At 71.8% G+C, this 25,548-nt stretch carries 17 protein-coding genes; 3 read left to right on the top strand and 14 right to left on the bottom strand.

Annotated elements, in window-relative coordinates; genetic code table 11:
- Positions 1-89: 89 nt before the first annotated feature.
- The 6 genes from ACFYYT_RS15475 to ACFYYT_RS15500 all read right to left on the bottom strand — a co-directional run bounded on the left by ACFYYT_RS15475 (position 90) and on the right by ACFYYT_RS15500 (position 10,724).
- The gene (locus ACFYYT_RS15475; RefSeq protein WP_351815370.1) at positions 90-1,694 is read right to left on the bottom strand and encodes an alpha-amylase family glycosyl hydrolase; all 1,605 of its coding nucleotides are present in this window, start codon (positions 1,692-1,694) and stop codon (positions 90-92) included.
- 10 nt (positions 1,695-1,704) lie between these two features.
- Entirely contained in the window at positions 1,705-2,580 is an 876-nt protein-coding gene (locus tag ACFYYT_RS15480; protein ID WP_351815373.1) for a carbohydrate ABC transporter permease, read from the bottom strand.
- Between the two features lie 16 nt (positions 2,581-2,596).
- A complete protein-coding gene (locus ACFYYT_RS15485; RefSeq protein WP_351815376.1) occupies positions 2,597-3,559 on the bottom strand; it encodes a sugar ABC transporter permease in 963 nt (320 codons plus the stop codon).
- Positions 3,560-3,711: 152 nt separating this feature from the next.
- A complete protein-coding gene (locus ACFYYT_RS15490; protein ID WP_351815379.1) occupies positions 3,712-5,115 on the bottom strand; it encodes an extracellular solute-binding protein in 1,404 nt (467 codons plus the stop codon).
- A 206-nt stretch (positions 5,116-5,321) separates the two neighbouring features.
- The gene (locus ACFYYT_RS15495; protein WP_351815382.1) at positions 5,322-6,335 is read right to left on the bottom strand and encodes a LacI family DNA-binding transcriptional regulator; all 1,014 of its coding nucleotides are present in this window, start codon (positions 6,333-6,335) and stop codon (positions 5,322-5,324) included.
- Between the two features lie 102 nt (positions 6,336-6,437).
- Complete coding sequence (locus ACFYYT_RS15500; protein WP_351815385.1) at positions 6,438-10,724, bottom strand: discoidin domain-containing protein; 4,287 nt, start codon at positions 10,722-10,724, stop codon at positions 6,438-6,440.
- A 214-nt stretch (positions 10,725-10,938) separates the two neighbouring features.
- On the opposite strand from ACFYYT_RS15500, the gene ACFYYT_RS15505 reads away from it, so the two are divergent.
- Positions 10,939-12,555, top strand: coding sequence for an ATP-binding protein (locus tag ACFYYT_RS15505; protein ID WP_351815388.1), 1,617 nt, complete (start codon positions 10,939-10,941; stop codon positions 12,553-12,555).
- A complete protein-coding gene (locus ACFYYT_RS15510; RefSeq protein ID WP_351815391.1) occupies positions 12,552-13,250 on the top strand; it encodes a response regulator in 699 nt (232 codons plus the stop codon). The genes ACFYYT_RS15505 and ACFYYT_RS15510 overlap by 4 nt, the downstream gene beginning before the upstream one ends.
- A 79-nt stretch (positions 13,251-13,329) precedes the next feature.
- Here the strand turns inward: ACFYYT_RS15510 and ACFYYT_RS15515 are convergent, their stop codons facing one another.
- The 3 genes from ACFYYT_RS15515 to ACFYYT_RS15525 all read right to left on the bottom strand — a co-directional run bounded on the left by ACFYYT_RS15515 (position 13,330) and on the right by ACFYYT_RS15525 (position 17,710).
- Entirely contained in the window at positions 13,330-14,922 is a 1,593-nt protein-coding gene (locus tag ACFYYT_RS15515; protein ID WP_351815393.1) for a cation acetate symporter, read from the bottom strand.
- Positions 14,919-15,404 carry a DUF485 domain-containing protein gene (locus tag ACFYYT_RS15520; RefSeq protein WP_351815395.1) on the bottom strand — a complete coding sequence of 162 codons (486 nt, stop codon included), beginning with the start codon at positions 15,402-15,404 and terminating at the stop codon, positions 14,919-14,921. The genes ACFYYT_RS15515 and ACFYYT_RS15520 overlap by 4 nt, the downstream gene beginning before the upstream one ends.
- Positions 15,405-15,589: 185 nt before the next feature.
- Positions 15,590-17,710: a DNA topoisomerase IV subunit B gene (locus ACFYYT_RS15525; RefSeq protein ID WP_351815398.1), complete on the bottom strand. Its 2,121-nt coding sequence runs from the start codon at positions 17,708-17,710 to the stop codon at positions 15,590-15,592.
- 446 nt (positions 17,711-18,156) lie between these two features.
- On the opposite strand from ACFYYT_RS15525, the gene ACFYYT_RS15530 reads away from it, so the two are divergent.
- Positions 18,157-18,393, top strand: coding sequence for a hypothetical protein (locus ACFYYT_RS15530; RefSeq protein WP_030239625.1), 237 nt, complete (start codon positions 18,157-18,159; stop codon positions 18,391-18,393).
- 200 nt (positions 18,394-18,593) lie between these two features.
- On the opposite strand, the gene ACFYYT_RS15535 is transcribed toward ACFYYT_RS15530, so the two are convergent.
- The 5 genes from ACFYYT_RS15535 to ACFYYT_RS15555 all read right to left on the bottom strand — a co-directional run bounded on the left by ACFYYT_RS15535 (position 18,594) and on the right by ACFYYT_RS15555 (position 25,498).
- Entirely contained in the window at positions 18,594-19,448 is an 855-nt protein-coding gene (locus ACFYYT_RS15535) for a serine protease (RefSeq protein ID WP_351815401.1), read from the bottom strand.
- A 154-nt stretch (positions 19,449-19,602) separates the two neighbouring features.
- Positions 19,603-21,174: an RNA polymerase sigma factor gene (locus tag ACFYYT_RS15540; RefSeq protein WP_351815404.1), complete on the bottom strand. Its 1,572-nt coding sequence runs from the start codon at positions 21,172-21,174 to the stop codon at positions 19,603-19,605.
- Positions 21,175-21,536: 362 nt separating this feature from the next.
- Positions 21,537-22,478, bottom strand: coding sequence for a FadR/GntR family transcriptional regulator (locus ACFYYT_RS15545; protein WP_351815406.1), 942 nt, complete (start codon positions 22,476-22,478; stop codon positions 21,537-21,539).
- Between the two features lie 147 nt (positions 22,479-22,625).
- Positions 22,626-24,644, bottom strand: coding sequence for an ATP-binding cassette domain-containing protein (locus ACFYYT_RS15550; RefSeq protein ID WP_351815408.1), 2,019 nt, complete (start codon positions 24,642-24,644; stop codon positions 22,626-22,628).
- 107 nt (positions 24,645-24,751) lie between these two features.
- On the bottom strand, positions 24,752-25,498 hold the full coding sequence (locus tag ACFYYT_RS15555) for an NUDIX domain-containing protein (protein ID WP_351815411.1): 747 nt from the start codon (positions 25,496-25,498) through the stop codon (positions 24,752-24,754).
- Positions 25,499-25,548 lie beyond the last annotated feature (50 nt).

The following is a 25,548-nucleotide window of genomic DNA, read 5'->3' on the forward strand; positions in this document are numbered from 1 at the left end:
GTCCGGCGGCGGGCGGTCCGGCGGGGGGCAGTCCGGCGGCGGGCGGTCCGGCGGGGGGCAGTCCGGCGGCGGGCGGTCCGGCGGCGGTGTCAGGTCCGCAGCCAGACCGCCGTGTCCGGCCCGAGCAGCCCGGCGCCCTCCTCCGGGGCGCTGCTGAGCAGGACGTGCGTGTGCCGGGGCAGCGGGACCGGCGTCCCGGAGAGGTTGACCACGCACAGCAGCCCGTCCGGCCGGGTGAAGGCCAGCACCCCGGGCGGCGCGTGCAGCCACTCCAGCGAACCTCCCCCGAACCCGCCCGCCGCGCGGCGCAGCCGCAGGGCGTTCCGGTAGAGGGTCAGCATGGAGTCCGGCCGGCCCTCCTGCCGGTCTGCCGCGTACGTGGCCCAGTCCGCGGGCTGGGGCAGCCAGGGGTCGTTCCAGGGCTCGGCGGTCCACGGCAGCGGCACCCGGCAGCCGTCGCGCCCCGGGTCGGTGCCACCGGAGCGGAAGTGCATCGGGTCCTGGATGCGGCCGAGCGGTATCTCGGCTTCCGGCAGCCCCAGTTCCTCCCCCTGGTAGACGTACACGGAGCCGGGCAGGGCGAGCGTCAGCAGCGCGGCGGCGCGCGCCCGCCGGGTGCCGAGCGCCAGGTCGGTCGGGATGCCGAAGGCCTTGGCGGCGAAGTCGAAGCCGGTCTCGGCGCGCCCGTAGCGGGTCACGGTCCGGGTCACGTCGTGGTTGCACAGCACCCAGGTGGCGGGGGCCCCGACCGGCGCGTGTTCGGCGAGGGTCTCCTCGATGGAGGCGCGCAGCCGCTCCGCGTCCCAGGGGCAGCTGAGGAAGCCGAAGTTGAAGGCGGTGTGCAGCTCGTCGGGGCGCAGGTAGCGGGCGAAGCGCTCGGAGTCCGGCAGCCAGACCTCGCCGACGAAGACGGCGCCGTACTCGTCGGCGACGGCCCGCCAGGAGCGGTAGATGGAGTGGAGCTCGTCCCGGTCGATGTACGGATGCGCAGCGCCCGAGCCCGAGCCCGCGCCCGGCCACGGCCCGGGCGGCCGGCCTGCCAGGTCGGGCAGGGCCGGGTCCTTCACGAGCAGCGCGGCCGAGTCGATCCGTACGCCCGCGACACCCCGCTCGAACCAGAAGCGCAGGACCTCCTCGTGCTCCCGGCGGACCTCGGGGTGGTCCCAGTTCAGGTCGGGCTGCTGCGCGGTGAAGAGGTGCAGGTACCACTCGCCGTCCGGGGTCCGTGTCCAGGTGTCGGCGCCGTTGAACTGCGAGGGCCAGTCCCCCGGGGGCAGTTCGCCGTGCTCGCCCCGGCCGGGACGGAAGTGGAAGAGCTGCCGCTCAGGGCTGCCGGGGCCGGCGGCGAGGGCGGCCCGGAACCAGGGGTGCCGGTCGGACACGTGGTTCGGGACGATGTCGACGATGGTGCGCATGCCCAGGTCACGGGCTTCGGCGATGACCTTCTCCGCCTCGGCGAGGGTCCCGAAGGCGGGGTCGATGGTGCGGTAGTCGGCGACGTCGTAGCCGCCGTCGGCGAGCGGGGAGAGGTACCAGGGGGTGAACCACAGGGCGTCCACGCCGAGCGCGGCGAGGTACGGCAGACGGGCCCGGACGCCCGCGAGGTCACCGGTGCCGTCCCCGTCCCCGTCGGCGAAGCTGCGTACGTACACCTGGTAGATGGCGGCCGAGCGCCACCAGTCGGAAGCCGGCACGTCGATCCTTTCAGCCCTTGAGGGAACCGGCCGTCAGGCCGCCCATGATGTTGCGCTGGAAGATCAGGAAGAGGATGAGCGTGGGTGCGGAGGCGATCACGAGGGCGGCGGTGAGGTGGTTCTCCGGGACGCCCCGCGACAGCGAGTAGATGCCGACGTTGAGGGTCTGCAAGGCCGGGTCCGGGAGGGTCAGCATCGGCCAGAGGAAGTCCTTCCAGACGCCGACGACCGCGAAGATCGACACGACGCCGAGGACGGGCCGGGACATCGGCAGGACCACCGAGCGCAGGGTGCGCAGGGCGCTCGCCCCGTCGATGGCGGCGGCGTCGAGGACCTCGCGCGGGATGGAGTCGAAGAACCGCTTCAGCAGGAAGATGCTGAACGCGTTGGTGACGGACGGCAGCCAGATCACCCAGGGCGAGTTCAGGAGGTTGCGCTGGAAGAGCGGGACGTCCAGGACGGTCAGGTACTGCGGTACGACGAGCACGGCGGCCGGGACCATCAGGGTCGCCAGCATCATCCCGAGGACGGCCTTGCCGAAGACGGGCCGCAGCTTCGACAGCGAGTAGGCGGCGGCGACGTCGAGGACGAGCTGGAAGACGAGGGCGCCCAGGGCGTAGTAGAGGGTGTTCGCCAGGAGCCGGGCGAGGTCCATGACCTGCCAGGCCGCGGAGTAGTTGGCGGTGTGCACGGAGTGCGGCACCAGGGTGGGCGGGACCCGCGCGAACTCCTCGGTGCTCTTGAGGCCGCCCGCGGCCATCCAGTAGAGCGGGCCGAGGAAGACGAGGGTGAACCCGGCGACGACCAGGGCGAGGATGCTCCAGTAGAGGATCCGGCCCCGGGGGCGGCTCCACCGGACCGGGGAGATCAGGGTGCGCTCGGCCATGCGTGGGGACTCCTTGTCAGCTCTGGTCGTCGCGGCTGAGGCGGACGTACACGGCGGAGAACCCGCCGAGGAGGACGAGCAGGCACAGGCCGAGGGCCGCGGCGGCGCCGTACTGGTTGAAGCTGAAGGCGTACTGGTAGATGAGGACGACCACGGTGGTGGTGGCGCCTTCGGGACCGGCGCCGCCGGTCAGCAGGAACGGTTCGGCGAACACCTGCATCGTCGCGATCACCTGCATCAGCAGCATCAGCGAGAGGATCAGCCGGGTCTGCGGGATGGTGACGTGCCAGATCTTGCGCAGCAGTCCGGCGCCGTCCAGCTCGGCGGCCTCGTACAGTTCGCCGGGGATGCCCTGCAGCGCGGCCAGGTAGATCAGGGTGGCGCCGCCCATGTTCATCCAGGTCGAGGCGAGGACGACCGACAGCATGGCGGTGTCCGTGGACTGCAGCCAGTCCTGGGCGGGCAGGTGCAGGAACTCCAGGATCCGGTTGAACAGGCCGTACCCGGGGTCGTACAGGTACTTGAACAGCAGGACCGACGCCACCGGCGGCATCATCACCGGCAGGTAGACCAGCAGCCGCAGGTAGCCGCGGGCGTGGCGCAGTTCGCCGAGGACGAGGGCCAGCACGAACGGCACCGCGAAGCCGAGGACCAGCGCGAGGCCGGTGAAGAGCAGGGTGTTGCGCCAGGCCTGCCAGAAGCCCGGGTCGTTGAAGACGTAGACGAAGTTGTCCCAGCCGGCCCAGCGGGTGCTGCCGCCCTCGGTCTTCTGGAAGGCCAGCAGGAACTCCCGGACCATCGGGTACCAGGAGAAGAAGCAGAAGCAGAGCACGGCGCCGATGAGGAAGCCGTGGGCGGTGAGGTTCCGCTTCAGCGCCCGCGCGAACGCCGCGCGGCGGGCGGGCCCGGGGGCGGGGCGCGGGGCCGCCGGGGGGCCGGCGGGAAGGGGGGTCGGGCGCAGGGGGGTGGTGGCCGGCATCGCCGCTCTCTCCTCACGGGGTTCTTCGGTGGCGGACGTCGGTGGCGGACAGCGGTGGCGGACGTCGGTGGCGGGCCGGGCACCGGCGGAGGCGCCCGCCGGGCCCCCGCCGGCGCCGTCACTCCGTACGGCCGGCTCGCGCGGGGGCAGGCCTAGCGGTCGGCCAGCACCTGGTTGACCGCCTTCTCCGCCTCGGCGAGCAGTTGCCCGGCGTCGGCGTCCTTGTTGGTGAGGACCCCCGACATCACCTTGTCGAGCACCTTGTAGACCTCCTGGGCCTTCGGCGGCTCGGCCTTGCCGGGCACCGGGTTGTCCAGGAAGGGCTTGAAGTTGGCGACCGGCATGGTGGCGCTCGCGGCCTTCAGCCGGTCGTCCTCGGCCTTGCTCGCCCCCGTGAAGAAGGCCGGCTGCGGAAGGCCGACCGGCAGCCCGTCCGCCTTGCTGCGGTCGTACTGGAACTGTCCCTTGCCGACGGCCAGGGTCTTGAAGTTCAGCCAGGCCACGGCCGCCTTGATCTTGTCCGGCGAGCTGCCCTTCTTGATCAGGTAGCCGTTGCCGCCGGCCAGGGTGGAGGCGCCGCCGGGAATCGGCCCCATGCCGAAGTTCTCGTACTTCGCGCCCAGTTGCTGGACCATGTACGTGATGTCGTCGGGCGCGGCGAGGAACATGCCGAGCTTGTCCGAGGCCATCTGCTTCTGCAGGTCGCCCCACTTGAGCAGCTGGGTCTTGCCCATGCTGTCGTCCTCCCAGCGCATGGCGTGGAGGTTGTCGACGATCTTGCGGCCGGTGGCGTTGTTGAAGGCGGCCTTGCCGTCGGCGCCCACGACGTCCCCGCCGAGGCCGTACAGGGTGGCGGTGTAGTGCCAGCCGCCGGTGTTCTCCACGCTGTACTCACCGAAGCCGGCGGTGCCGTTGCCCAGTGCGGCGATCTTCTTCGCGGCGGCCCGGACCTCCTCCCAGCTGCGCGGCGGGGCGTCGGGGTCGAGGCCGGCGTCCTTGAAGAGCTTCCGGTTGACCAGCAGACCCATCGTGTAGTTGCTGGTGGGGAGGCCGTAGAGCTTGCCGTCCTGCTTGAGGACGCCGAGGACGCCCCGGTCGATGTCGGCGAGCGCGGGGACCGAGCGGGGCGTGACGTACGCCGAGATTTCCTCGGCACCGGCGTTGTCCAGCACCTGCTTGAGATCGGTGAAGTAGGCGTAGAAGACGTCCGGCTGGGACTTGGCCTTGAGCATCGCGGTGAACCGCGGCGGCTCCAGGCACTGGCCGGGGGTGGAGCGGCCCTCGATGGTGATGTTGGGGTAGGTCTTGTTGAACTCCGCCACGTCCTCCTTCCACTCCTTGAGCTCCGCCGCCTTGGCCGCGGGCGGCATGCAGTCGATGGAGAGGGTGACCTTGGTCTTCGGGTCGAGCGGCGCGGAGGCGTCGGCGCCACCGCCGCCCGTCTGCTGCGCCTTCGGGTCGCCGCCGCTGCTGCTGGTCCCGCACGCCGCGAGGGCGGTGACGGCGAGCGCGGAGACGAGGGCGGCCGCGACGTTGCGGCGGACGTTGGTTCTCATCGGTGGTCCCCTTCGAGCTTCGGGCAGGAGGCGTGGGGGCGAGCGCGGCACACTCAACCACCACCGACAGATGAACGCAATATCTCGCGCAGACTTTGCAAGCCATCGACAACAACCGCCGACTCCGGCGGACGTGGGACGCAAAAAGGCCCCGGATGCCTGGGGCATCCGGGGCCTCGGTCCGACAGGTGCCGGAGGGGACCGGGCTAGGAGGCGCGCGGCGCCTGCGCGGTGGAGCCGCGCACCACCAGCTCCGGCTCGAAGAGGAGCTCGCCCGGCTGCACGGCGGCGCCCTGGATCTGCGCCGTGAGCAGCTCGACGGCGGCCCGCCCCATGGCCTCGATGGGCTGGCGCACGGTGGTCAGCGGGGGCTCGGTGCAGTTCATGAACGCCGAGTCGTCGTAGCCGACCACGGAGACCTCCGCGGGTACGTCGAGCCCGCGCCGGCGTGCCGCGCGCACGGCCCCCAGCGCCAGCGGGTCGCTCGCGCAGATGATGCCGGTGACTCCGCGGTCCAGCAGCCGGGAGGCGGCGGCGTGGCCGCCCTCCAGGGAGAACAGGGTCCGTTCCACGTGCGCGGCGGGCAGTTCGGCCCCGGCCGCGGCGGCGACCGACTGGGCGGCCACCAGCTTGCGCAGCGAGGGGATGTGGTCGGCGGGGCCGAGCACGAGGCCGATCCGTTCGTGCCCCAGTGAGACCAGGTGGCGCCAGGCCTGTTCGACGGCGACGGCGTCGTCGCAGGCCACACAGGGGAAGCCGAGGTCCTCGATGGAGGCGTTGATGAGCACCACCGGGACCTTGCGCTCCGAAAGCAGCCGGTAGTGCTCGTGCGGTGCGTCGGCCTGCGCGAAGAGCCCTCCGGCGAAGACCACCCCGGAGACCTGCTGCTGGAGGAGGAGTTCGACGTAGTCGGCCTCGGAGACCCCGCCGGTGGTCTGCGTGCACAGCACCGGCGTCAGCCCCTGCTGGGCCAGCGCCCCGCCGATGACCTCGGCGAAGGCGGGGAAGATGGGGTTCTGCAGCTCGGGCAGGACCAGGCCGACCAGCCGGGCCCGTTCCCCGCGCAGCTGGGTGGGGCGCTCGTACCCGAGGACGTCGAGCGCGGTGAGCACGGACTGCCGGGTCGCCTCCGAGACGCCCGGCTTGCCGTTGAGCACCCGGCTGACCGTCGCCTCGCTGACTCCCACCTTCTTGGCCACTTGAGCAAGTCGTCGCGTCATGCGCGCAAGACTAGCGCAAGCCATGCAAGTCGCTTGCGGCCCGTCGGAGGCGGGCACAGGGGCGCCCCGGGACCGGTGGTGGTCCCGGGGCGCCCCGGGCCGTCAGGGCTGCTGGTTGATCCTGAAGGTGGACGTCGTGTTGCGTACGTCCACGGCGTTGTCGGACATCCTGAGGTTTTGGATCGTCACCTCCCCGACCGCCGGTCCCTGCCCCGCCTCGGGCATCTCGTTCGCCCACAGGCCGAAGCCGGACTTGGCGTCGAAGGCGTCACCGCTCTTCTTCGCCCCGGTGATGGTGATGTCCTTGAGGACCGTGTCCTTGATGGGATTGACCGGCTGACCGCCGACGTACTGCGTCTGGAACATGATCCCGCTGTACGTCGGATCGACGATGTCGACGTTGTTGATCCGGATGCCCTGGAACACCTTCGAGGCGGAGAAGAGCCAGATCCCCGGGAAGGTCTGCGCGCCCCAGAAATGGCCGCCCGAACGCACGACGGAGATGTTCTCGAAGGTGGTCGGATCCGTCCCGAAGCCGTTCATCGGGTACCCGAAGTCCAGCGAGCTGACGGTGATGCCCGAGTAGACGAGGGTGTCGGCGATGTGGATGTTGCGGAAGGTGTTGTTGTAGCCGCCGTAGACGGCCACACCGGCCGCGCGCCAGGTCAGGATCGTGGTGAGGTTCTCGTAGACGTTGTTCTTCATGTCCGCGCCGCCCGCGTCGATCGCGGAGAACAGCGCGAAGCTGTCGTCACCCGTGGCCCGCGCCTCGTTGTTGGTCACGAGGTTGTCGGTGCTGCCGTTGGTCATGTTGATGCCGTCGGCGAACAGGTCGCGGATGCGGGAGTTCTTGATGGTGATCCGGTCCGTGTTGGCGCCCCAGTAGAGGCAGACCATGTGCTCGTTCCAGACGTTGTCGATGGTGATGTCGGTGACGTTGGCGAAGTCGAAGACCTTGCCGGGGCCGTCGATCCGCGAGGTGTAGTTGCCGAAGTAGGAGAACCCGGAGAAGGAGGAGCCCTTCGCGGTGCCCTCGGCACGCCAGCCGATGTCGGTGTTGTCCTGGGAGGCGGGCGCGTGGAAGCGGGTGAACCACGGTCCGGCGCCGACCACCTGCACGGCCTTCCCGTAGACCTGGAATTTGCTCGCGGTCTCGTAGGAGCCGGTCGGCAGGTACACGCCGACGAGCTTGCCGGTGGTGTCCATGCGGACCTTGTCCAGGGCGTTCTGCACGTCCTGGTGGGTGAAACCGGCGGGCACGGCGTAGGCCGCCGGGTCGGGGTTGGGGATCTCGGTGGCCAGCTCCAGGCTCACGAAGTCGATCGCGTAGGTGCTGGTGTTGGCGGTGTCCTTCTGCAGCCGGATCCTGCTGCCCGCCGGGACGGTCTCGCCGAGCAGCAGGTTCGCCTCGTCGTAGATGTGCCGGGGTGCTCCCGCGCTCGGCGCGTTGCCCGGCGAGGCCTCCGCGCCGTACAGCCAGGCGTACTTGGAGGTCAGCGGCAGGGCCTTCTTCAGGGTGCCGTTGACGTAGACGTCGAGGGTCGCGTCGATGCCCCCGCCGCCCGGGGCGTCCGGGATGGAGAAGCGGGTGACCAGGGTGTTCGTGGCGGCCCTGGTGGTGAACTCCACGTACTCGCCCGTCGCGTCGAGGTTGACGGCCTTGCGGCCGGAGGCCTCGCCCGCGATGTCACCGATGGTGCGGTTGGGGCCGGCCACCTGCGCTCCGCCGCCGACCGACGCGTCCTCCGCCTCGTACATGTCGAAGGGCATGTTCGCCCCCCGGCCCACGAAGAAGGGCCGGGTGGAGCTGTTGTTGGCCCGCTTGACGGGCAGCTCGTTGGCGTCGTCCGCCAGCACCACCTTGACGGTGTACCGGCCGTTGGCCGCGGGCCAGCTGCCCAGCGAAACCGGGGCGGTGGAGGCTCCGGCCGCCAGGGCCCCGGTGAAGGAGCCGGTCAGCGTACGGACGTTGGCGCCGCCCGCGTCCTGGAGGGTGAGGGTGACCGCGTGCGGACCGGAGGCGGCGGCCACCGTGCCCTTGTTCTGAACGGTGACGGTGAAGTTCACGGCCTGGCCCGCCGCCGGAGCGCTCGGTGACCAGCTCACCGCCGAGGCCACCAGGTCGGAGCTGTCGACGGGCCGGACGACCAGGGGGGCGGCGGTGAGGGTGTTGTTGCTGTCGTTCTGCTCGATGACCGCGTTCGCCTCGTCGACGACGGCGGCGAGCGGATACGTTCCGGCGTCCCGCGCGCCTATCGCGGCGGTGACGGTGGCGCTGGCGCCCGGCGCGAGCGCCGGCACGGCGGCGGTGCCCGCCTTCGTTCCGCCCAGCTGGAAGGTGAGCGCGCAGGCCCCGGCCGCGGCGGTGCCGCTGTTCTTGACGGTCGCCGACAGGGTGACGGGATCCGACTCGACCGGGGCCGACGGGGCCGCGCCCAGAGCGGTGACCACCAGGTCCGGGTTGGGCGCGGGGACTCCGATGACCTGGAACTCGGCGATCTGCCCGTTGGAGGAGCCGCTGTTGGCGGTGAAGCGGAGCTGGACGTCCGCGACGCGCGCCGTCAGCGGGACGGTGACGGAGTTGCCGGACGCCGGGTCGAAGACGTAGTCGCGGGCGGCGGCCAGGCTGGTGACGCCCTGGGCGCCCTGCTCCCGGCCGAGGACCTCGATGGTCTGGGTGCGCCGGCCCCAGCTGCTGTCCGGGTTCAGCTTGAGGACGAGGCGGCTGATGTCGGCGTTGGCCCCGAGCCTGACGGTCAGCGTGCTCGGGTAGGCCCCGGCCGCGCCCTCCCAGTAGGTGGCGGTGTCGTTGTCGGTGGCGTTCTCCGCGACGAAGGTGTGGATCACCGAGCTGCCCGTCACGGGCTTGCCGACGGCCAGGTTGGAGCCGTTCCCGCCGCTGCCGTTGCGGGTCACGGGGTTGCTGTCGCCCGAGCGGTTGCCCGCCGCGTCTCTGGCCCGTACGACGTAGGTCACGGTCGCGTCGGCGGGCTGGGCGTCGGTGTACGTGGTGGCGCCGCCCCCGACCGTCGTGCGCAGCACGTTGTTCGCGTAGACCTCGTAGCCGGTGACCCCCACGTTGTCGGTGGAGGCCTGCCAGGCCAGTCGGATCTGCCCGGCCGCCGGTTCGGTGAGGGAGAGGGAGCCGGGGGCGGTCGGGGCCTGGGTGTCGCCGGTGGCACCGGTGCGGGTGACGGAGTTGCTGTTCGGCGACTGGTTGCCGGCCGCGTCCTTGGCCCGTACGTAGTAGGTCACGGTCGCGTCGGCGGGCTGGGTGTCGGTGTAGGTCGTGGCGTCGGCGGCGACGCTGGTGCGCAGCACGTCGTTGGCGTACACGTCGTAGCCGGTGACGGCCGTGTCGTCGGTGGCGGCCCGCCAGCTGAGCGCGATCTTTCCGGTGGCGGGCTCGGTGTAGGCGAGGCCGGTCGGGGCGGTGGGGGGCTGGGTGTCGCCGCTCCGCGGCCCGTAGATCTCCAGCTCGGAGAGCTGGCCGGCGCCCTGCACGGTGTTGGCGGAGATCAGGACGCGGACGTAGCGGGTCGTGGCCGCGTCGAAGGCGATCGTCACGGCGTTGGCGCCCGCGGCGTTGAACTCGTAGCCCTTGGCGGCGGTGAGGTCGGTGAAGTCGGTGCCGTTGGCGCTGCCCTGGATCTTCAGGGTCTGGGTGCGCGGACCCCAGCCGTCGGGCAGCCGCAGCACGACGCGGTCGACGCGGACGGCGGCGCCGAGATCGGCCCGGAGCCACTGGGGCAGGGCGCCGCCCGCGCTCTCCCAGTAGCTGGCGGTGTTGCCGTCGTTGGCGTTGGCCGGGGCGTAGACCTGCGTCTGGCTGCTCGCGGTCAGGGTCTTGCCGAGGGCCAGGTTGATGGAGGAGTCCCCGGCCGCGCGGACCTCCAGCTCGGAGAGCTGGGCCGCCGGCCAGCCGGTGTTGGCGGTGATCTCGATCCGGACGTACCGGGTCAGGGTGGCCGGGAAGGTGAGGGTCACCGTGTTGGCGGCGCCCTGCGCGAAGGTCCGTGCGGCGGAGCCGACCAGGGTGCTGAAACCGGTTCCGTCGGCGCTGCCCTGGACGGACAGGGTCTGGGTCCGGCTCTCCCAGGCGGCGGGGAGTTTCAGCACCACCTGGTCGACGCGGGTGGCGGCGCCGAGATCGGTCTGCACCCACTGGGGGAAGGCGCTGCCCGCGCTCTCCCAGTACGTGGACGGATCGCCGTCGGTGGCGTTGGCGGCGGTGTAGGCGCCGTTGCTGCTGCTGGCCGCCGCGGGCCGGCCCGCGGCGGCGCTCGGTCCGCCCGCGGCCGCGGCGGTCAGGGCCGGCCAGCCCATCAGGAGCAGGGCCGTACTGACGACGGCGGCCAGGGTCCGCCACCTCCAGGTGTGCCTTCTCATATGTCCTCGTCCCTCGACATGAGTTTTCCGAACCAGATGAGACAGGAATTTGCGTGGTGCGGTGCGAGAATTGCAGAGCCCTGCTCAGTCGTCCACACTTCCGACCGCATCAATCGACCCTCATCACTTGCGCAAGCTGGACGCAAATCACGCAAGCGGTTTGCACAGGCAGGAACGATTCCGCTTAGGCCGCCGCCGACCTACGGTGCTAGTCATGCGGTTCCTCCCCACGCGCGCTCGGCGCCTCGGGCTGCCCCGACGGGCCGTCTCGCAGATCCTGCTCACCCAGCTGGCCATCGCCGCCGGGGTCCTCGTGCTGGCCACCGGACTCTTCCTGGCACCCCTCGGCGCACAGCTGGACGACCAGGCCATGCGGCGCGCCCTGGCCATCGCCCAGAGCACGGCGGCGGATCCGTCCCTGGCCGCCGACCTCCTGCGGTCGGGCCCGACGGCGGACACCCCCGTCCAGGCCGCCGCCGAGCGGATCCGCAGCGCGACCGGCGCCGAGTACGTGGTCGTCATCGACCTGCACGGCATCCGCCGCTCCCACCCCAGCCCCGCCCTGATCGGCCGGCCGGTCTCCACCGACCCCGCCGACGCCCTGGCCGGCCGCGACGTCATGGAGATCGACGAAGGCACACTGGGCCGCTCCGCCCGCGGAAAGGTCCCCCTGCTCGCCGCCGACGGGGAGATCGTCGGCGCCGTATCGGTCGGGATCGCCTACGACAGCGTCCACGAACGGCTGCTCGGCGCCATCCCCGGACTGCTCGCCTACGCGGGCGGCGCCCTCGCGGCGGGCGCGCTCGCCGCCTATCTGCTGTCGCGCCGGATCCAGCGGCAGACCCGGGACCTGGCCTTCTCCGACATCGCCGGACTCCTCGCCGAACGGGAGGCGATGCTGCACTCCATCCGCGAGGGGGTGATCGCCCTGGACGCGGACGACCACGTCCGGCTCGTCAACGACGAGGCGGCCCGCCTCCTCGGCCTGACCCCCGACGCCGCCCACACCCTCGCCGGCCGGCCCCTGGACGAGGTCCTCGGCCCCGGCCGCACCAGCGACGTCCTGGCGGGCCGCGTCACCGGCAGCGACCTGCTCACCGTCCAGGGCCCCCGCGTCCTGGTCGCCAACCGGATGCCCACCGCGGACGGCGGAGCCGTCGCCACCCTGCGCGACCGCACCGAAGTGGAACACCTGAGCCGCGAGCTGGACTCCACCAAGGGCCTGATCGACGCCCTGCGCGCGCAGGATCACGAGCACGCCAACCGCCTGCACACCCTCCTCGGCCTGCTCGAACTCGAACTGCACGAGGAGGCCGTCGAGTTCGTGAACGAGGTCGTGGGAGTGCACCGCACCACCGCCGAGCAGGTCACCGAGAAGGTCCAGGACCCCCTGCTCGCCGCCCTGCTGGTGGGCAAGACCACCGTCGCCGCAGAGCGCGGCATCGCGCTGCGACTGGCTCCGGCCGCCTTCCTCCCCGACCGCCTGGTCGACCCGGGCGGCCTGGTCACGATCCTCGGCAACCTGGTCGACAACGCCCTGGACGCGGCGGCCGGCTCGGCCGCGCCCCGGGTGGAGGTCGACCTCCGCGCCGAGGGCCGCTCCGCCGTCCTGCGGGTGCGCGACAGCGGCCCGGGCATCCCCACCGCCCGGCGCGAGGACGTCTTCACCGAGGGCTGGTCGACCAAGCAGCCCGAGGCCCACCGCGAGCGCGGGCTCGGCCTCGCCCTCGTACGCCGCCTCGCGGAGCGGCAGGGCGGCAGCGCCCGGGCCGGAGGGGCAGCGGACGGAGGGGCGGAATTCTCCGTCGTACTCCCGGAGGCCCTGCGATGAACGAGACCCCGATCCACGTATTGGTCGTCGACGACGACATGCGTGTTGCCAGGATCAACGCGGCGTACGTGGCCAAGGTTCCCGGGTTCCGCGTGTCCGGCCGGGCCCATTCGGCCGCCGAGGCGCTGGAGTTCGTCACCGCCCACCCCGTGGACCTGGTCCTCCTGGACCACTACCTGCCCGACGAGAACGGCCTCGACCTGGTGCGCCGCCTGCGCCAGCTGGGCCACCACGCCGACGTCATCATGGTCACCGCCGCCCGCGACCTGGCCACCGTCCAGGCCGCCATGCGCCTCGGCGCGCTCCAGTACCTGGTCAAACCGTTCACCTTCGCCGGACTGCGCGCCAGGCTGGAGGCCTACGCCTCCCTCCACCGCTCCCTCTCCGGCGGCGGCGAGGCCGAACAGGCCGAGGTGGACCGGATCTTCGGCGCCCTCGCCGCCGCCGGCAGCGCGAACGAGCTCCCCAAGGGGCACTCCCCCACCACCGCCGAGCTGGTCCGCCAGGTCCTGCGCAGCGCCGACGGCCCGCTGTCCACCCAGCAGATCGCCGACCGCGCCGGGATCAGCCGGCAGACCGCCCAGCGCTACCTCAAGCTCCTGGACCGCGCCGGCCGCGTGTCCCTGGCCCTGCGCTACGGAGAGACCGGGCGGCCGGAACACCGCTACGCCTGGGTGCCCTCGGCGGGCCCCTGAGGCGCCTGGTCCGGCAGGACCTGGACGGACCCGGCCGGAACGGCACCGGCCGGAACGGCACCGACCGCTCCGGCCCCCGTCAGACCGCCCCGGCCCCCGTCAGGGAGCGCACCTCCGTCTCGGCGTGCTTGCGCTCGTCGGCCTCCTCGGCGGAGGTGACCGTCCCCAGCCAGCCCGACAGGAAGCCGAGCGGGATCGACACGATCCCCGGGTTCTGGAGCGGGAAGTACTGGATGTCCACCCCGGGGAACAGCGACTCGGGGCTGCCCGAGACCACCGGGGACAGCACGACCAGCAGCACGGCCGGGACCAGCCCCCCGTACACCGACCAGACGGCCCCCCGCGTGGTGAACCCCCGCCAGAACAGCGAGTACAGCAGCACCGGCAGGTTCGCCGAGGCCGCCACCGCGAAGGCGAGCCCCACCAGGAAGGCCACGTTCAGGTTCTGGGCGAGCAGCCCGAGGGCGATCGCCACCGCCCCGATCCCGACGGCGGCGACCCGCGCCACGGCCACCTCGCTGCGCTGACGGGCGTGCCGGCGCTTGAGCGAGGCGTAGAGGTCGTGCGCGACGGACGCCGAGGAGGCGAGGGTGATCCCGGCGACCACCGCGAGGATGGTCGCGAAGGCGATGGCGGCCACGAAGGCGAACAGCACCGCGCCCCCGGTCGAATCGGCGCCCCCGCCGAGGAAGGCCGCCAGCAGCGGGACGGCCGTGTTGCCCGCGGCGTTGGAGGCCCGCACCCGCTGCGGCCCGAGCAGCGCGGCGGCCCCGAAGCCGAGCACGATGGTCATCAGGTAGAAGCCGCCGATCAGCGCGATCGCCCAGACCACCGACCGGCGGGCCGCCCGCGCCGTGGGCACCGTGTAGAAGCGGGACAGGATGTGCGGCAGCCCCGCCGTGCCCAGGACCAGCGCCAGACCGAGGCTCATGAAGTCGCACCGGGCCGTCCAGTCGCCCCCGTACTTGAGGCCGGGCGCGAGGAAGCGGATCCCGTGCCCGCTGCGTTCGGCGGCGGTGCTGAGCAGCTGGTCGAAGTTCCCGTGGAAGCGCAGCAGGACCAGCACCGTCAGGGTGACGGCGCCGCCCATCAGCAGCACGGCCTTGACGATCTGGATCCAGGTGGTGGCCCGCATCCCGCCGAAGGACACGTAGACCACCATCAGCGCGCCCACGCCGATCACGGTGAGGGTCCGGGCCGAGGCGTTCGAACTTCCCAGCAACAAGCCCACCAGGCTGCCCGCGCCGACCATCTGCGCGACGAGGTAGAGCACCGAGACCACGACGGAGGAGGTCCCGGCCGCGATCCGCACGGGCCGCTCGCTCATCCGGGCGGCGACCACGTCGGCGAGGGTGAAGCGGCCGCAGTTGCGGACCAGTTCGGCGACCAGGAACAGCACCACGAGCCAGGCGACGAGGAAGCCCACCGAATACAGCAGGCCGTCGTAGCCGAACAGGGCGATCAGCCCGGAGATCCCCAGGAAGGAGGCGGCGGACATGTAGTCGCCCGCGATGGCGAATCCGTTCTCCATCGGAGAGAAGAGCCTGCCGCCGGCGTAGAACTCCTCGGCCGAGCCGCGCCGGTTGCGGCTGACCCATGTGGTGATGCCGAGCGTGACGGCGATGAAGAGGCTGAAGAGGATCAGCGCGAGGGTCTGGTGCTCGGTGGTCACCGCTCCTCCCCCCGCGCCCGCGCGCGCTCCTGGCCGCGCTCCTGCTCGAAGACGGTCCAGCGCAGGTCGAGCGCGGCCCGGTCCCGGCGGAGCCGGGCGTGCCGGGCGTACGCCCAGGTCAGGAGGAAGGTGGTGAGGAACTGCCCCAGCCCCGCGAGCAGCGCCACGTTGACCGAGCCGACGACCGGCCGGGCCATCAGCCCGGGCGCCGCGGTGGCCGCGAGCACGTAGGCGACGTACCAGAGGAAGAAGCCGGCGGTCGCGGGAACGACGAACCTCCGGTAGCGGCCGCGCACTTCCTGGAAGGCGGCGCTCCGCTGCACCTCCAGGTAGATGTCGGACGCCGCGGGCGCGGCCCGACCCGCCGTCACCGGGCGTGGCGGGACCGTTTCCGCACCCTCGCCCCAGCCCACGGCCAGCGCGTCGTACCAGGGGTCGTCGAGCCGGATCGTTCCGGCATCACGGCCTTCGTCCTTGTCCACCGAACTCTCCTTGTCCGCTGCCGCATTGGCCGCGTGTCCACAAGGATGTGTGCGAAGGTCGTTTTCTGGGTGGTTGTCCCGGTGTTCTTCACTCCTTCAGGTGATGGAGTGCAGAGCATTGGTGTGCCGGACCGCGTGCCGGGCCCCGCCGTGCCCGCCGGGGCCGGCCGGCACGGCGGGACGGGTCAGGCGTCGATGCGCGAGCGGTCGAGGGTCGCCGCCGAGCTGGTGATGAACTCCTTGCGCGGAGCCACCTCGTTGCCCATGAGGAGGTCGAAGACCTGCTCGGCGGAGTCCAGATCACCGATGTTGATCCGCCGCAGGGTGCGGAAGCGGGGATCCATGGTGGTCTCCGCGAGCTGGTCCGCGTCCATCTCGCCGAGGCCCTTGTAGCGCTGGATGCCGTCCTTGAAGCGGATGTTCTTGCGCTGGAACTCCAGGAGGGTCTGGCGCAGCTCGTTGTCCGAGTACGTGTACACGTACTTGTCCTGGCCCTTCTTGGGCTGGACCAGCTCGATCCGGTGCAGCGGCGGCACGGCCGCGAAGACCCGGCCGGCCTCGACCATCGGCCGCATGTACCGCTGGAAGAGCGTCAGCAGCAGGCAGCGGATGTGCGCGCCGTCTACGTCGGCGTCGACGAGCAGGACGATCTTCCCGTAGCGCGCGGCGTCGAGATCGAAGGTACGGCCGGAGCCGGCTCCTATGACCTGGATGATCGCCCCGCACTCGGTGTTCTTGAGCATGTCCGAGACCGAGGACTTCTGGACGTTGAGGATCTTGCCGCGGATCGGCAGCAGGGCCTGGAACTCGGAGTTGCGCGCGAGCTTGGCCGTGCCCAGGGCCGAGTCGCCCTCGACGATGAAGAGCTCGCTGCGGTCCACGTCGTCGCTGCGGCAGTCGGCGAGCTTGGCGGGCAGCGAGGAGGACTCCAGCGCGGTCTTGCGGCGCTGCGCCTCCTTGTGCTGGCGGGCCGCGATGCGGGTCCGGGCGGCCGCGACGATCTTCTCCATCACGGCGCGGGCCTGCTGCTTGTCGTCGCGCTTGGTGGAGGTCAGGAAGGCCTTGAGCTCCTTGGCCACGACGGCCGCGACGATGCGGGTCGCCGCGGAGGTGCCGAGCACCTCCTTGGTCTGGCCCTCGAACTGCGGCTCGGCGAGGCGGACGGTGACGACCGCCGTCATGCCCTCCATCGCGTCGTCCTTGACCACGTCGTCCTCGGCGACGCGCAGCAGCTTCGCCGAGCGCAGGACCTCGTTCACGGTCTTGGCGACCGAGCGTTCGAAGCCGGAGACGTGGGTGCCGCCCTTGGGGGTGGCGATGATGTTCACGAAGGACCTGACATTGGTCTCGTACCCCGTGCCCCAGCGCAGGGCGATGTCCACGCCCAGCTCGCGGGTGACCTCGGTGGGGGTCATGTGGCCGAGGTCGTCCAGGACGGGGACGGTCTCCTTGAAGGTGCCCGTGCCGGTCAGGCGCAGTACGTCGCAGACGCCCTTGTCCTGGGTGAGGTACTCGCAGAACTCGCTGATGCCCCCGTCGAAGCGGAAGGTCTCCTCGGTCTTGCCGGCCCCGTCGAGGCCCCGCTCGTCGCGGACCACCAGGGTCAGGCCGGGCACGAGGAAGGCGGTCTGGCGGGCGCGCTGGTAGAGCGTCTCCAGATTGAGCCGGGCGTCCTTGAGGAAGATCTGGCGGTCGGCCCAGTAGCGGATCCGGGTGCCGGTCTTGCCCTTGGCGATGCGCTTGATCTTGCGCAGGCCCCCCGAGGGGTCGAAGGGGCTGTCGGCCCCCTGCTCGGTGAACATCCCGGGGACGCCGCGGCGGAAGCTGATGCCGTGCGTGGAGCTGCCGCGGTCGACCTCGACGTCGAGACGGGCCGACAGGGCGTTGACCACGGAGGCACCGACGCCGTGCAGACCGCCCGAGGCGGCGTAGGAGCCGCCGCCGAACTTTCCGCCGGCGTGCAGCTTGGTCATGACGACCTCGACCCCGGACAGGCCGGTCTTGGGCTCGACGTCGACGGGGATGCCGCGGCCGTTGTCACGGACCTCGACGGAGGCGTCCTCGTGGAGGATCACCTCGATGTGGTCGCAGTAGCCGCCCAGGGCCTCGTCGACGGAATTGTCGATGATCTCCCAGAGGCAGTGCATCAGGCCTCGGCTGTCGGTGGAGCCGATATACATCCCGGGGCGCTTGCGCACGGCCTCGAGGCCTTCGAGGACGAGCAGGTGCCGCGCGGTGTAGTTGGAACCGTCCCGGTCTGCTCCGGACAGCAGCGCGCTGGAAGGCACGGACGTGTCGGCGGTCACGCAGTTCGCTCCTCGCTGAATTTCTTTTCTGGCCCGGTCGGGCGCAGGGGTGGCTCGGGTACCGGTCAGAGGGTACCGAGGCCTGGTAGAGCCGATGCAACGCCACCCTCGTCGCTTCCTCAGCCTAGTCCAGATGCGTACGGGTGTTCGATCCCCCGTCAGGGTGAAGCAAACATCACGTTCCCTTCGACGCATGAACCATTTAGTGTTCGGGCACGTCCTCATGCACACCGGCACTCACGCCGGGGAGGACGCGAACTGCTACAAGCGAACGACTGACAACGCGAAACCGTAAAGCACTGCAATACGGCTCCTTCGCCGCCAACCGGCAGCAGCCGGCCAGCTTCGGAAGGAAGTTTCGAGGAAAAGCCGCGAGCGGGAACGTTTTCGGCCTGGTTGGATGTTGACCCTGGTACGACAGCTCGTCGAGCTAGAGAAGAGGCGACGTGACTACTGTTCTGACACCCGCGACCCCGCTGACGGCCGCTGACCGATGCGACCGTTGCGGCGCCCAGGCATATCTGCGCGTCGTTCTCCTGAGCGGTGGTGAACTGCTCTTCTGCGCCCACCACGGGCGTAAGTTCGAGCCGGAACTCAAGAAGATCGCCGCGGAAATACAGGATGAGACCGAGCGGCTCACGTCCGCTCCGGCCGCAAACGCTGCCGACACCGAGGACCGCTGACACAAGGCCTATACCTCGCATCCGACGAGCCAGGACCGGCCAGGCCGGTCGACGGGCGGCTTCCCTGAGACCCAGGGAAGCCGCCCGTCCTCACGTCCGGGGCACTCCGCACCACTCCCGGCTCCGCGTCCAGCCCCCCGCACCCCCGTGCCGGGCCGTACGGGGCGCCTGGAGCCCCTCCGGGCACCCCGCGCGGCTCCTTACTCCCCGACCGGCCGCGCGGCCCTCTCGGCGCCGCTCACGAAGCCGATCAGCGGGGCGATCCGGGTGTACACCCCCGGGCTGTCGGCACGCCCGCAGCCGCGCCCCCAGGACACCAGCCCGATCAGCCGCCCCCGCGCCACCAGCGGCCCGCCGCTGTCCCCCTGGCAGGCGTCCTTGCCGCCGTCCCGGTCGCCCGCGCACACCATGGAGTCGGGCCGGTACTGACCGTCCGCATCGCCCGGGTAGGCCCGTCGGCAGACATCGTCCGCCAGCACCGTGACGCGCGCGGCCCGCAGCCCGTACGCGTAGTCACCGAACCCGCTCGTATCGCCCCAGCCGTACACGGCCGCCTCGGTCCCCGCCCCGTACGCCGGGTCACCGGCCGCGGCCATCGGCAGCACGTACCGCGCCTCGACCGGCTCGGCCAGCTCCAGTACGGCCAGGTCCCCGGCGTTGCTCCCGGGGTCGTAGGCCGGATTCACCCGGGCCGCGCGCACCGCGATCTCGCGGCCGTCCTCGGCGCGGAGCTCCGTACGCCCGGTGATCACGCGGAAGTCCGCGACGGATTCGACCGTGCCGCCCAGCACCTGGCGGCCCAGGCAGTGGGCCGCCGTCACCACCGTGGTGGGGGCGACGACGACTCCGCCGCAGAACTGCCCGTCCCGGGTACCCCCGAACCGGTCACGGCTGGCCAGGGCCACGACCCACGGGCTGTCGGCGACGCTCACCGGGCTCCCGCCTATGACGATGCTGTCTGCGGCCACCCCGGGGGCCTGGGACAGCGGCAGCGCCGCCGCCCCCGCCACCAGGGTCAGCGCGCCCGCCAGAGCACGGGCGAAGGGACGACGCATGGGGCCTCCTGACTCTGAGTGTGCATGGCTCCACCCAGAGTGGGTCGCGCGGTGGCCGTGCGCACCCGCGCGACCGCCCTCGCACGCCCCCGCGCGCCCTGCCGGTCGAGGTCCGGCAGGGATCCGCTCGCGCTCCCGTCCGGTCGCGCTCCGGTCAGTCCAGGTAGTCGCGCAGGACCTGCGACCGGGACGGGTGGCGCAGCTTCGACATCGTCTTCGACTCGATCTGGCGGATGCGCTCGCGGGTGACCCCGTAGACCTTGCCGATCTCGTCGAGGGTCTTCGGCTGGCCGTCGGTGAGACCGAAGCGCATCGAGACCACGCCGGCCTCGCGCTCGCTGAGGGTGTCGAGGACCGAGTGCAGCTGCTCCTGCAGCAGCGTGAAGCTCACGGCGTCCGCCGGGACGACCGCCTCGGAGTCCTCGATGAGGTCACCGAACTCGCTGTCGCCGTCCTCGCCGAGCGGGGTGTGCAGGGAGATCGGCTCGCGGCCGTACTTCTGGACCTCGATGACCTTCTCGGGGGTCATGTCGAGTTCCTTCGCCAGCTCCTCCGGAGTGGGCTCGCGGCCCAGGTCCTGGAGCATCTGGCGCTGCACGCGGGCGAGCTTGTTGATCACTTCGACCATGTGCACCGGGATGCGGATGGTGCGGGCCTGGTCGGCCATGGCACGCGTGATCGCCTGCCGGATCCACCACGTCGCGTACGTGGAGAACTTGTAGCCCTTGGTGTAGTCGAACTTCTCCACCGCGCGGATCAGACCCAGGTTGCCCTCCTGGATCAGGTCCAGGAAGAGCATGCCGCGACCGGTGTAGCGCTTGGCCAGGGAGACCACGAGGCGGAGGTTCGCCTCCAGGAGGTGGTTCTTGGCGCGGCGGCCGTCCTCGGCGATGATCTCCAGCTCGCGCTTGAGCTTGGGCGCCAGCTTGTCGGAGTTCGCCAGCTTGTCCTCGGCGAACAGGCCCGCCTCGATGCGCTTGGCGAGCTCGACCTCCTGCTCGGCGTTGAGCAGCGGGACCTTGCCGATCTGCTTGAGGTAGTCCTTGACGGGGTCGGCGGTGGCACCGGCCACGACGACCTGCTGGGCGGGGGCGTCGTCCTCGTCGTCCGAGATGACGAAGCCCTTGTTCTCCCCGCCCTCCTCTTCCTCGTCGGCCTCGGCCTTCACGGCGTCGGGGCCCTCGTCCGCCGTCTCCTCGTCGCCGTCGTCCGCGCCCTTCTTGGCGGCGGTCTTCTTGGCGGCCGTCTTCTTCGCGGCGGTCTTCTTGGCCGGCGCGGCCTTCTTCGCCGCCGTCTTGCGGGCGGCCGTCTTCTTCGCGGCGGGCTCGGCGGCGGGCTCCTCGCCCAGGGCGTCCACGACGTCCGGATCCGTCGTCCCGGCGTCGGGGACGGTGTCGGCCACGGCCGGGGCGGCGGCCGTCGTCGCCGCCACGGTCTTGGTCGCCGTCCGCTTGGCGGGGCTCTTCGCAGCGACGCTCTTGCGGGGGGTGCGCTTGGGCGACTCCGCGGCACTGACCATCAGCGTCACACCCTCTTCCTCGAGGATCTGGTTGAGGCTGCGCAGAACATTCTTCCACTGGGTCGCAGGAATCTGGTCAGCCTCGAAGGCCCGACGCACGTCATCGCCGGCGATCTGCCCCTCGGCCTTGCCCCGCTCGATGAGCGCCATCACAGACTCGGAATCGGCGATCTCCGGCGGGAGCGTACGGGATGTGCTGGCCGACACGAACAACCTCTCGGAACGATGGGAACGGCTTCCGACCCCGGTCTGGTGCTGGACCGGAGCCGACGACCACCGACGGGGGATGGGCCGGGGGGCGCGGGCAGGGGCCGGGGAGCTGCACAGCATCCCCAAGGGCTGCTGTCTTCCCTCCGTCGGCCATCACCTCCTACGTCATCGCGTGACGTCGCGGAGCGTTACGCCCAATCTTCGTGGCCCGAATCACACCCGGGTCCCGACCGGGCCCGTTTCGTGGTCGTACGTACGCGTACGGCAGGCACCGCAAGCCCCCGCACGCCGGAGTCGCCGAGCCCGAAAACGGGCCCGGCGACCGGTGGTGCACCCCCGCGCCCCCGCGCGTCGGGGCGTCAGTGCTCGCGCGGGGCGGGGACCACGCGCTCGACCTCCGGATGCACCGTCAGCAACTGGCGCATGGCGTTCTCGGCACCCGTGGCGTCACCGGCTGCGAGCGCCTCGACCATCCGGGCGTGGTGCGCGACGCCGGCCTCGCTGGGACGGTCACAGGCGGCGACGGGGCTGCCGGACACCTGGAGGGCGGAGGAGACGATGCCCGACAGGTGCTCCAGCATGCGGTTCCCCGCGACCTGGATCAGCAGCGAGTGGAACTCGTTGTCGGCGCGCGCGAAGGTGAGCGAGTCGCCCTGCCCGAGGGCGTGGCCCATGATCTCGACCATGTCGGCGAGGCGCTGCTGGACGTCCGGGCGGCCGTGTCCGGCGGCGAGGCGGGCGGCCAGCGGCTCGATGGTCCAGCGGAGTTCGTTGAGTTCGCGGCGCTGGTCGTCGCGCTGGGGCCCGAAGGCGCGCCACTCGATGATGTCGGGGTCGAGCAGGTTCCAGTCGGCGACCGGCCGGACCCGGGTGCCCACGTTGGGGCGGGCGCTGACGAGGCCCTTGGCCTCCAGGACCCTCAGGGATTCGCGGACGACCGTGCGGGAGACCTCGAAGCGCTGGCCGATCTCCTCGGGGACCAGGGGCCGGTCCGCTCCGAGGTCGCCGGAGACGATCATCTGGCCGAGCTGCTGGACGAGTTGGCCGTGCAGTCCGCGTCCGCGGCTGCCCGCCGCCCGGCGGCCGACGCGGCTCAACTCGACGTCGCCCCCGTCCCAGTGGGGCAATCCGACGCGATCGGACCCGGAAGCCTCCGGGTAGGGGTAGCGGTCGAGTTCGCCCGGGCCGGCGAGGCCGGAGTCGGCATGGCGGGCGGCGGTCATCATGGTGTGCGCAAGGGTACTCACGAATCCTTTGTCGGCCGTGCCTCCTTCACCCTTGAGGTCTTTGGTGAAAAGCACACGAAAGGGTGATCGGTACCACCCACGCAATTGACGACTTATCGTAAAGATCCGGGCCTTTTGCGCGGAGTTGCGGTCCGCTTCGGGTGCTGCGGCCCGATGTGGACTTCTACGGTCCCGCCGAAGTCGCCTCCGGCATCGGAACGATCACCAACGGACTCGGCCGCGCAGTGCTGTCAACGCATAGGCGCACAACAAGACCATCAGCGACAACACCAGTGCCGTGCCCACGGGTTGGGCCATCACCCGAAGGGCTCCCCGTACGATCCGGTCCGCCTCGGGCGGCCAGGGCGCCCGGCTCAGGCCGCGCAGCCGCGAGGCGAGGCCGGTGACGGGGTACGCGGACGGCCCCTCCAGCGCCTTGCGCACCAGCGGTACCACCATCACCGGTACGGCGAGCACCGCGGCCATGCCCGCGGAGGCGGCCCGGAAGACGCCGGAGGCCAGGACCCCGGCCCAGGCGCAGCCGATGAGCAGTCCGGCCCAGCTCGCGGCGGGGGCGATCCACTCCCCCGGTGCGCTCAGCGGCCCGGCGCCGAAGACGAGCCGGAGGGCGGCGACATCGGCGGCGACCGCGAGGAGGCCGAGGACCAGGGCGAAGGCGGCGCAGACCCCGAGCTTGGCGGCGAGCAGCCCCATCCGGCGCGGCACCGTGCCCCGGTCGGCGGCGAGTGCGGGGTAGCGGTACTCCTCGCCGAAGGCCAGGGATCCGAGCAGTCCCGCGCCGAGTGCGGCGGGCGGCAGCGGGAACAGCTCGGGCCAGGCGGCGAGCAGCCGGTTCTGGGGGGTGTGGCCGGCTCGCGCGAGCACCAGGGAGATGAGCGCGGAGACGGCGGCCACGACGGCGGTGGTCAGCAGCGGGGTGGCGGTGCCGAACATGCGGCGCACCTCGTAGCGCAGCGGCCACAGCGGACCGCCTACGCGGCGCACCCCCGAGCCCGGGCGCCCGGCAGGGGCGTGGCCCGGCCCGGCGACGGGTCCCCGCGGGGAGTCGGCCGCGGCTCCGGCGGGCGCGGGGAGACCGGCGGGGTCGCAGGCCACTCCGGAGCCCGACCCCGGGCCGCCGGTGTGCACCGCCCCGGCGGGGGACGTCGCACGGGGCTCCGGGCGCGGCTCCCCGTGGGCCGGAACCTGCGCCCCGGCCGGGAGGCCCGACCCGTGGACCACCACGGATCCCGTCGCGGGGCGGACCTGGAGCGAAGCCTCGACGCGCGCCTCCGGCAGGGACGTGGCGCCGCCCCGGGTCCGGGCCTGCGGCACGGGCGGCACGGGCGGCACGGGTGCGGCCGGCGCTCCGGCGTCACCGGTCTCGTCGGCGAGCTGGTGGACCAGCACGCCGTGCCGGAACGCCGCCTCGCCGATCTCGGCGCAGTTGCTGCCGTACACCGACAGCCTGCTGCCGCTCTCCTCGACGATCTCCACCACGCGCTGGGCGGACCGGGCCTCGCGGCCCAGTACGTCGGCGAGCCGGGCGGCGTGCGGGGTGCGCACGGCGACCCGCGGCCGCAGCCGGGTGCGGGCGAAGTCCGCCGCGTCCTGATCTGCGACGAGGCGGCCGTCGGCGATGGACACGACCCGGTCGGCGTACCGGGCGGCCTCCTTTGCGTCGTCGGTGGTGAACAGCACGGCCCCGCCGAGGGAGGCGTGCCCGCGCAGGAGGCCGTGGAGCCAGGTCCGCTCGCGGGTGGGGAGCCCCGCGCCGGGCTCGTCGAGGAGCAGTGTGCAGGGGTCGGCGAGCAGGGCCGCCGCGAGCGCGACGCGGCGCTCCATGCCAGCCGAGAGCGAACCGAGCCGCTGGTCGCGCAGCCCGCCGATGCCGACGACCTCCATCATGAGGTCCGCCCGGGAGGCCGGAACGCCGACGGCCGCGGTGAGCATGCGCAACTGGTTGCGGACCGTCCGCGCCGGATGTCCGGGGACATCGCCGAGGAGGACTCCGACCTCGCGCCCGGGATGCGGGATCCGGTGCAGCGGGCGGCCGCGGAAGTAGGTGACGCCCCGGCCCGGTTCGAGCTCGAGCATGAGGCGCAGGGCGGTGGTCTTGCCCGCGCCCGGCTCGCCGAGCAGGGCGGTCACGCACCCCGCTCGGGCCTCGAAGGTGAGGTCGTTCACGAGGGGCGGGAGGTGTCGACGGGGGGAGCTGGTGAGTCCGATGGCCTGGAGCATCGCTTCTCTCGCGGGGGGTGAGACCGCTCTGCGGCAGCGTGAATACCGCAAGCAAGATAACGCGATATGTCCGATTTACTACGCAACCGGTCCGTGCCGGTGGCGGGTCAGACTTCCGGACGCAGCATCGGCGGGTTGAGCAGGGTCGCCCCGCCGGCCCGGAACAGCTGTGCGGGCCGGCCACCCTGACGGGTCGTCGTACCGCCGGCCGGCACCAGGAAGCCGGGGGTGCCGGTGACCTTGCGATGGAAGTTGCGCGGGTCCAGGGCCACGCCCCACACCGCCTCGTAGACCCGGCGCAGCTCTCCGACCGTGAACTCCGGCGGGCAGAAGGCGGTGGCCAGGGAGGAGTACTCGATCTTCGAGCGGGCCCGCTCCACCCCGTCCGCGAGGATCCGCGCGTGGTCGAAAGCCAGCCCGGCAGAGGGCTGGTCGGGGCCCTCCAGGAGCTCGTCGACGGGAGCCCAGCGAGCGCTGTTGGCGTCTCCGCCGGCCCTGGGCGCGGGCAGGTCGGGGGCGAGGACCAGATGCGCCACGCTGACGACCCGCATCCGGGGGTCGCGCTGCGGGTCCCCGTAGGTGGCGAGCTGCTCGAGGTGCGCCCCGTTGTCCGGGCCGGGCCCGGCCGCGTCGTGCGCGCACAACCCGGTCTCCTCGGCGAGCTCCCGGGCCGCGGCCGCCCCCAGGTCCTCGTCCGCTCGGACGAAGCCGCCGGGCAGGGCCCAGCGCCCCTGGAACGGCTGCTCTCCCCGGCGCACGACCAGCGCGCACAGCGCGTGGCGCCGCACGGTGAGCACGACCAGGTCGACGGTGACGGCGAAGGGCGGGAAGGCCGACGGGTCGTAGGGCGACATGCCGCGATCATAGTCGTCTGCCTGACGATAAACAGAGCTTTGGTGATCCC

This window comes from Streptomyces sp. NPDC002032, from assembly GCF_042890765.1.
In the GTDB taxonomy this organism is placed as follows: Bacteria; Actinomycetota; Actinomycetes; order Streptomycetales; family Streptomycetaceae; genus Streptomyces.